The sequence below is a fragment of the Pseudobutyrivibrio sp. AR14 genome (genome assembly GCF_900101325.1).
In the GTDB taxonomy this organism is placed as follows: Bacteria; Bacillota; Clostridia; order Lachnospirales; family Lachnospiraceae; genus Pseudobutyrivibrio.
In genome coordinates this window covers 1-8,030 of sequence record NZ_FMUY01000027.1, presented here as the reverse complement: position 1 = coordinate 8,030, position 8,030 = coordinate 1, and the positions used below count along the sequence as shown (strand labels likewise).

Annotated in this window: 6 protein-coding genes; 1 reads left to right on the top strand and 5 read right to left on the bottom strand. The window is 34.0% G+C overall.

What is annotated here, in order from left to right:
• Window positions 1–320, bottom strand: a 320-nt coding sequence (locus BLP50_RS13845) for a hypothetical protein (RefSeq protein WP_330386098.1), incomplete at its 3' end; no start/stop codon positions are given.
• Window positions 321–603: 283 nt separating this feature from the next.
• Between BLP50_RS13845 and BLP50_RS13840 the strand changes: the two genes are divergently transcribed.
• On the top strand, window positions 604–1,347 hold the full coding sequence (locus tag BLP50_RS13840; protein WP_090155807.1) for a hypothetical protein: 744 nt from the start codon (window positions 604–606) through the stop codon (window positions 1,345–1,347).
• A 118-nt stretch (window positions 1,348–1,465) separates the two neighbouring features.
• Here BLP50_RS13840 and BLP50_RS13835 read toward each other — a convergent pair whose 3' ends face one another.
• The 4 genes from BLP50_RS13835 to BLP50_RS13820 form a co-directional block, all read right to left on the bottom strand.
• A complete protein-coding gene (locus tag BLP50_RS13835) occupies window positions 1,466–4,051 on the bottom strand; it encodes a hypothetical protein (RefSeq protein ID WP_176753791.1) in 2,586 nt (861 codons plus the stop codon).
• 108 nt (window positions 4,052–4,159) lie between these two features.
• A complete protein-coding gene (locus BLP50_RS13830; RefSeq protein ID WP_090155803.1) occupies window positions 4,160–5,695 on the bottom strand; it encodes a hypothetical protein in 1,536 nt (511 codons plus the stop codon).
• 90 nt (window positions 5,696–5,785) lie between these two features.
• Window positions 5,786–7,102, bottom strand: coding sequence for an ATPase, T2SS/T4P/T4SS family (locus BLP50_RS13825; protein WP_090155800.1), 1,317 nt, complete (start codon window positions 7,100–7,102; stop codon window positions 5,786–5,788).
• 124 nt (window positions 7,103–7,226) lie between these two features.
• Window positions 7,227–7,850 (bottom strand): DUF5688 family protein, encoded by a 624-nt coding sequence (locus BLP50_RS13820; protein ID WP_090155797.1) that lies wholly within the window; start codon window positions 7,848–7,850, stop codon window positions 7,227–7,229.
• Between the last annotated feature and the right edge of the window lie 180 nt (window positions 7,851–8,030).

Here is an 8,030-nt window from a genome sequence, read left to right as displayed (position 1 = left end):
GGAGTCTGAATAACCCATGCATACTCATCAGTAAATCCAAATCCCTTTGGTTCTACAGCAAAGCAATCTACTTCCGGATCATCACCTTCTGCATAAACTAGTAATGACTCTTTGTCAAAAAATAGCTTATTCTCTGGAATATAACCCTTGTAATAGAACTTTTTGCCATACTTCTTTTCCAAGTATTTAATCATCTTTTCTATTCTCTTGATGATTCTACGATGATATGTAGACAATTCTTCCCAATTATTAGGTAGCTTTGTTCTTTCTAAAATTTCCTTTTGTCTTCTTGTAAGTTTGTGTTTAAATATTTTTCCCATAATAATTCTCCATACATTTATTTTTTCTAACATTAGATTTGAACATTATACCATGAAATGGTCCCTAGGGACGGGGTTTTAGGACCAAAATAAAAACGGACCATTCCCCCGTTATCGTAGGTTATATATTTAAATAATGGTTTTTAAAAATATTTTTGAGCTTATATTTGAGTATATTTATTAAGAAACAATGAGTTTTTATCAACAAATTGTTATTAATACTTGAAAAGCAGTCATAAATATACTATTGTGTAACAAGATACACAAAAATGGAGGATATTATATGAAAAACAGAATCGTACAGACACTATTAACATTTTCAATCGTAACTTCTGTATTAGGTGGGGCGAATACAATTACAGTGCATGCTGCTGACAATGTTGGTAAGTTTGATGCAAAGGCTGCACAGATGATTTCTCAGGTATTTGATGCAGAGTATTATGCTAAGACATACCCAGATGTGGCCGCTGCGTTTGGTACTAAGAAGGCAGCACTTTTAAATCACTATCTTACATGTGGTATCTTTGAGGGAAGAGATGCTTCCGCAACATTCAACGCTGATGCTTATGCAGCTGCAAATGCTGATTTAGTAGTAGTATATGATACAGATAATAACGTAGCAGATTACACTAACTACTTCTTCCACTATATCAACTGTGGTCAGAAAGAGGGGCGTATCGCAACAGTAGCTGATGCAACAGCAGCTGGATTCACAGTATCTTCAGTAGCTGATAATACAAAGACTATTGCTGCGCCAACAAAGGCTACAAAAACTTATGCATCATCAGGTTCTTCAAGCTCAGGTGGTTCATCAAGCGCTGGTTCCGCATCAAGTTCTAGCTCATCAAGCTCAAACAACTCAAGTTCTGCAGCTTCAACTAATACTTCAACATCTGAGAGTTCTAATACAATAGTATATAATGATGATTCTGGTTATGTACATGATTGGGATACAGATTCAGGGCAAGCTGAATACAGCCGTGAAATTAGTGCTGATGAAGTTCCGGTTGATCCAGATGCATTCTAAAAAACAATTTTAATGATGTTTAATACAGTAAATGCCCGTGCAAATAGTGTACGGGCATTTTGCATTATGTTAAATTTATTTCAATCAATTAAGACTGTTTTTTTATCAACCATAATTTCTAATATGTAACCGTAATAGAATTTACTTTGGATGTAGCTGTAACTGAAGCCCCTGGATAATAATCCCAAGAAACATTTGTACCATCTATATTTCTTGTAACGGAAGCACCTTTTATATGATTGATTGTTAAATAACTAAAATATAAATCTTCAGCAGAAAGATTTGAAACATCAAAAGTAATAGTTCCTGAACCAGTATCAGACATCAATGTTTTTGAACCATCACTATTGAATAGTGTAACAGTAGCATTACCATTAACTGACACAGTTATAGTTTTAGCATTTTGTTTAATTGACCCCTTTGACGTAGTGGCCGTACCCCAAGCTTCAGCATAAGCTGTTGTACTAGCATACCATGTTCCACCTACCATATAGTGTGAAAATGTTATATCAGGATATCCTCTATTATAATATCCAGCAGATATTGACGTGGTGTTAGATTTAGATGAAGTTCCAGTAACTGTCAATGACTGTGTTCCAGAGCCAAAATCCTTACTAATTGTTACTGACCATGGCTTTACACTTGTAAGTGTTTTTGGACTGTATGTATATACATAAGCTGTAGATGTTTCAGTTTTAGTTGCTGTAATATTCTCAGCTTCAACAATTCCGCTATTTCCGACTACTGTTCTGTAAAGCTTACATGTACTATAGTCATTTGAATATGCTTTCTGCCATGAAGACCATGTGTATCCCTCAAGTCCATTTGTACCGCTCTTATAATTCTCTGTTACTGAACCTACGAGCCATTGATAACAATGTGAATAATCATCAAAACAGTTTGTGTTATTAAAAGCATAATTTGTGGCAGCATATGGATTGTATATAAATTTAAGTATTAAATATGTACAATCTTTCCATGCGCTATCAGGAATTGTAATCGTTGTGCTTCCAAATGGTGCACATTCACCGGTATTTACATTAGTTCCTGCGGGCTTACAAACCTCAATTTTTACATTGCTATAATTTTGATATGTGGCATATGGTGAGCTTCCAAATGATACGACAACTGATTTTGCGCCATAACTTATATGAGTATTATATGTAATCTTAAGGTCACCAAATTCACAAAATGAGAAAGTGCCCTTTCTAAATGAATGAGCGACCTTATAATATGCCATTTTATCAGTTGCATTTTCTATTCCATACTTCGTTACTGATGCATACGCATAGGTTGCAAACTCGCTGGAAATAGCATCTCCGTCACTTGCCTTTGATGAGGCACCACCCGTTCTATTTTGACCGCTTATTTCTATATAAAAATGTCCACCTTTTCCAGAAGAATCTGTATTTTCAGATGTAAAACTATAGTCTTGCATCTGACTTGCAGACCAAGTTAGTGAACCATAGTTTACTCCAACAAATCTCTTAACCCAATCTAGGTACAATAAATTTGTAGTTGAATTATTTGCTATCAGCTTATAAATATTCGCAAATTGAGTATTTGAACCCTTGTTAGCATATAGCCATATACCATGTCCAAACCAGTCTCCATCACCATCTCCCACTGTTGATGCATTATAATCCGCATCACAATCAGCGGCTGTAAAAAGCGCTGCAGGAGAAGCAAACTTTGTAAGACTTTGACCGCTTACTGTTCTATTGGGAGTGGAGGCTGTATAAGTTCCACCCCCGATAATATTCTGACAAAACTCTCCAAAGCCTGTACCACTTGCTACTACATAATTGAAAAATTCCTGCTGTAATGAAGTACCCTTTGCTACTGTACCAAGAGATGTGCCATTAGCTGATACTGTTGTAGCTGATGCTTTTGTTAGTGTGCATTGAGCACCATTTACAGAGCGTGCCATAAAATCATACAGATAAGCATTCTTGGTACTTGCCGCTAAAGCAGAAGCTCCATTTGATGCGTAATTGGAAAGCAAATATGGCAGGTATCCTTTGCACCATGCAAGCTGAGTACTATTGATATCATCGAAATCAGTACAATATAGCTTAAGTAATGTTATACCAACTGAATTTTCACTACTTCCATTTTTAGCATAGACATAGTTCTGCATCCATGTATTACCTTCTGAAGTTTGGGTAAGTTTTGTAATCGCAGCTGCTGTTTGTGTCCAACTACCATACTCACTATCAAAGAATTTAATAAATGAATCTTTTCCTTGTGAAGCAGATAAAACAACATCGCCATATGAATCCGTATAGCCGTTAACCCACGCATTAATGAGCTTCATTCCATTAGCTGAAATTAGATTGGCTATCAGCTGATCATAGTAAGTCGCATTTGATATGCCATTTTTGTATATATATTGGTTTTTTGCATTTGATTCAGAAAGATAAATTCCTCCTGGAAGGACTGTCTCTGAGTAATATGTTGAGAACCAATTTCCACTAGATGAATTCTGTGTACCATTCATCTGTTCTGACATCATCTTACAGAAGATATAGACCGCTTCATCATCTGCTTCGGTGCAATGTTGAGAAAGATAATTTACATAATATGATCTAAACGGGATAAAAGTCCCATCATCTTGTGATTCTGATGTCATATCAGATTCTGCAGCAATAGCTGTAATTGTATTACTTGGAATCAATCCGTTGAATATATTTAAGGCTATCAAAGAACTTGCTAATGTTTTTAATAATATATTTTTAGCTTTCAAGTTTCCATTTTACCTTTCTATATTTTTTGCGAGGGAAAAATAACCTTCATTCCCTCTTAATTACAATTAGAATGGTTTTAATACACCATTTACATAGTAACCAACATTACCATTATCATAACCAACGTTAAAATTGTAACCATTATCTTCAAGCTGACCTTCAACTGTTGTTACTCTAGAATCCATAGCATTGATAAGTTCTACTGTATCAACCTCTTCCCACCATGAAGCACCATCTGAAGTACCTGGTTCGTGACCAACGTTATTATTCTGAAGTGAATGATAAAGTCTCTGTACTGAACCATTGTAGTGAGTTACATATGCCTTATTATCGTAAGTTACACGTTCTGACCAAGTAGCTGCGTCCTCTAACGCTGCAAGAGCCATGTCTGTACTGTTTTTAAGATCCTTGATATCACCTGCTGTAGCATCTTTAAGAGCCTGAATCTGCTCAGCAAGAGCAGCGTCAGCGATACCAGCGTCTTCCATAGCCTTAACAATATCATCCGAAAGATTAGATAATACTTCTTCTGTTGCATCCTCAAAATCGTTAACCTTCTTAAGGAGGGCCTCTTTTAATTCTTTGTTCTCTTCCTTAGCTAGTTCTGCATTATTATTGATAATGTTTGTTAAGTTTGTCTTAACTTCTTCGAGGTCAGATGACTGTTTAACTTCTAGTGCTGCAAGATCGACTCTTAATTCATCAAGCTGCTCTGCAGTATCCTTTGTGAGCTCGTTGATAATTGTCTTAATATCAGTCTGCTTCCAAGCTGATGTATCCGATAAAGCAGAAGTATTATTATCTACTAAAGAAACATACATATAATCTTCATTAAATACAAAGTCGCCCTTTGAATATGTTGCCGACTCACTCCAATCCGTTCCGCCTATTGAATTTTCAAAAAGATCTTTAAAATCATTGATAAGCGAAGTGAGATCAGACTCTGTGTCTTTAATCTTTGATGTAAGATCAGCTGTAGTATCATCAAGCCATGACTTTAATCTATTATCCATTGCCACAAGTTCAGCATATCTTTCATTATCTGTTATAGTATTTGATTCAATTAAAGACGAAAGCTGACTTTCTACTGTTGAAATATAATTACGGTTATCTTGATATTTCTTTTCTATCAATTGGTAAATATCATCAATGGCTTGGGCATTTTTATCAATATCTGTGTAGATTGTTGTAGAGTTAAGATATTCTCCAATGATAGTTGAAAGTGCTTCGGTCTGCTGAGCTGTAAAACCATTTGTTGAATTAAGATAATCATTAATTAAATCAGCAATCGTTTTCATCATTTCATCTTCTGTAATATCGCCGTTTAGATAATCATTAATACCATCTAAGAAGGCCTGACGTACTGCTTTTTGTCCTTCTTCTGAAGAAACACCATTTACCACATCTGATTCAATAGCTGATGGTGATAATCTCTGCATAGCAAAAAATGAAAGAATGATTAGTAAGATAATGATTCCAATCGAAAGACCAATTGATATTTTATTGGCTTTTCCATCTTTTTTGACATAAACCTTTTTTGCAACTTCTTTAAATTTAGATGTTGAATCAGGCTTGTTTTTTAATTTACGTTCAACATTCATCGAATTATTCTCCTTACAAAATTGATTACATTTTTAGTTACAGTAAAATAATGGGTTAAAAAAAATTTTTTATGTGTAAAAAACAAAAATTTATTTGCCAGGATATTTATATATATAGTCAAAATTGTATTGTTTAGTGTCATCATCGTATCCTTTGATTTCAACAATCTCTCTTACCTTATACCCTTCTGCGTAAACTACTGTATCAATAGATTTAAGCATTCTTCTTGCTTCATTGAGAGAATAAGTAGACCCATATTTTACAAGGTCAGCAAGTTTATCTAATGTATCCATAGCTGAAATAGAGTGAACTGTCGTCATAAATCTACCACCAGCATTTAACAGCGTCATGGCAGCTCTCATTTCACCACCTTTAACCTCACCAATGATGAATACATTACAGCCTTCTACAAGAGCGTATCGACCAAGTTCTTCTAGCGTGACTGGAGGGATGCGCTTGCCTTGAGCATCTTTTTCCAGACCATGAGTAACGTGCTTGAACATGAATCCGGATTGTTTGGTTGTCAACTCATCATTCTCCTGAATAATAAGAGTTTCAAGTGTTTTAGGAATATATTCAATAAGAGCATTTAAAATAGTTGATTTACCAGAACCCGGAGGGCCCGCGATAACTATTGCTCTTGAATTCTTTGCTCTATCAATCAGGTACGTTTTAATATCTTCTGTTAAAAGACCGCGTCGAATTAATTCATCGAAATTCGGCTTATCCTTCGGAACCTTTCTTATATGCATATACGGATAGTCTGGTGCATTTACAATAGGGTTTGACACAACAAAACGAAGAATATAATTCTTATCATGGTCATCAGTAAATGTTGTTACAGGCTCCGACGCAATTTCTACATAATTTCTATATCCAATTCCATCAATAAATCGTCTTAAATCGCTATTGGAAAAGAATGTGGTATTTGATTTATAAGCCTTACCTTTTACTCTTACTCTAATATCAAAAGGCCCACAGATTTTTATATCTGAAGTGTCAGGATTATCAATAAGAGGCTGTAATACATCAAAGCCATATACAGCCAAATCAAGACGCTTCATCATTGCATTAAAATCATTTTCATTTTTCATTTCAGATGGAAAATATCTAATAAGATAATCTGCTACTACTTTGAAAAATTCTTCTTTAGGTCTTGCATTAGTCTGAAAATCTTTGAACATATATTTCTCTTGTTCGCTTAGATATGTCATTACATCTTTATAAATATAATCAAATCGCTGCTGAGAGATATGCGTTCTATCTGTTTTAACAGTACAATTCCAGATAAGAGCCTTATCATCTTCTTCTGTACGGTTTGCCTCTGAAATATAAGGCTGTCCAGCTTCGGCAAGCATATTTAAAAGGGGCTTTTCTTGCGTTGCAAGTCTTCTATCTTGTTCCATATATAAATTCTCACTCCTATAATTGTTGTTAAATAAATAGTGGAAACTTTTTTATTTTTGCAAGAAAAAAAGAAATCCTCATATATTAATGAGAATTTCTTGTACATATCTTACTTGGTATCCTTTAAAAACAAAGTTCCTCTTCTATAAATGATTCATTTTCTTCCTCTTGTTTATTAATTAATATCGAATCTACATCTAATTCCTCTAATATATTTTTTCCAGGCATATACCTATATAAACTAGATGTAACAAAATAGCCTTCCATATGCCCAAAGATAAATTCATTTGCCTTTAACAAATACATCGCTTCTGAAATATTAAATTGCTTTGGATCTAATGCTATAACTTCTCTATTTGATATAAAGAAGATATACATTTCATTTGATTTAAGCTTTAGTTCTCTCTTTGCTTTTTCTGTAAGAATCGCGCTAATTCCACTTTTTGAATCATTCGTAATCCGATAGAATAGCATTTCTCCTTTTTTGTTTCTTGTTTTAATAATTTTGCTAGGATATTTATTATGCATATTCGTCTTAGCTACTTTAAATAATTCTCTTGTATTAAGTTTTAATAGATTGAGAATTGGAAAAGTTATTAAATCTTTTGTGTCATCAAAATAAAAAATAATAGCTAAATTTGAAATATTCATATGCGGAATTTTCTGTAGAAATCTCGAATTATCCTCTTTATTTACTATGTCATAAAGCACATTTTTCAATTCATGTTTTCTTACTTGCTGTGTCATTTTTTACTCACCCTATTCCTTTTTTATAATACTTTCATTACCATTAAATAATGGTTTTTTTTCTTTTTTTAACGCAAGAATATTCGTAAACGTTAAATAGTGGGTACCTCGTACCCGTTCATATAGTTTGAGATAATCCTGTATATAAACTATGGGGTGTTTACATAGTATGTAGACTAT

Coding starts and splice junctions, on each gene's coding strand:
- BLP50_RS13840 (WP_090155807.1), top strand. CDS start 604: ATGAAAAACAGAATCGTACAGACACTATTAACATTTTCAATCGTAACT.
- BLP50_RS13830 (WP_090155803.1), bottom strand. CDS start 5,695: ATGAATGTTGAACGTAAATTAAAAAACAAGCCTGATTCAACATCTAAA.
- BLP50_RS13825 (WP_090155800.1), bottom strand. CDS start 7,102: ATGGAACAAGATAGAAGACTTGCAACGCAAGAAAAGCCCCTTTTAAAT.
- BLP50_RS13820 (WP_090155797.1), bottom strand. CDS start 7,850: ATGACACAGCAAGTAAGAAAACATGAATTGAAAAATGTGCTTTATGAC.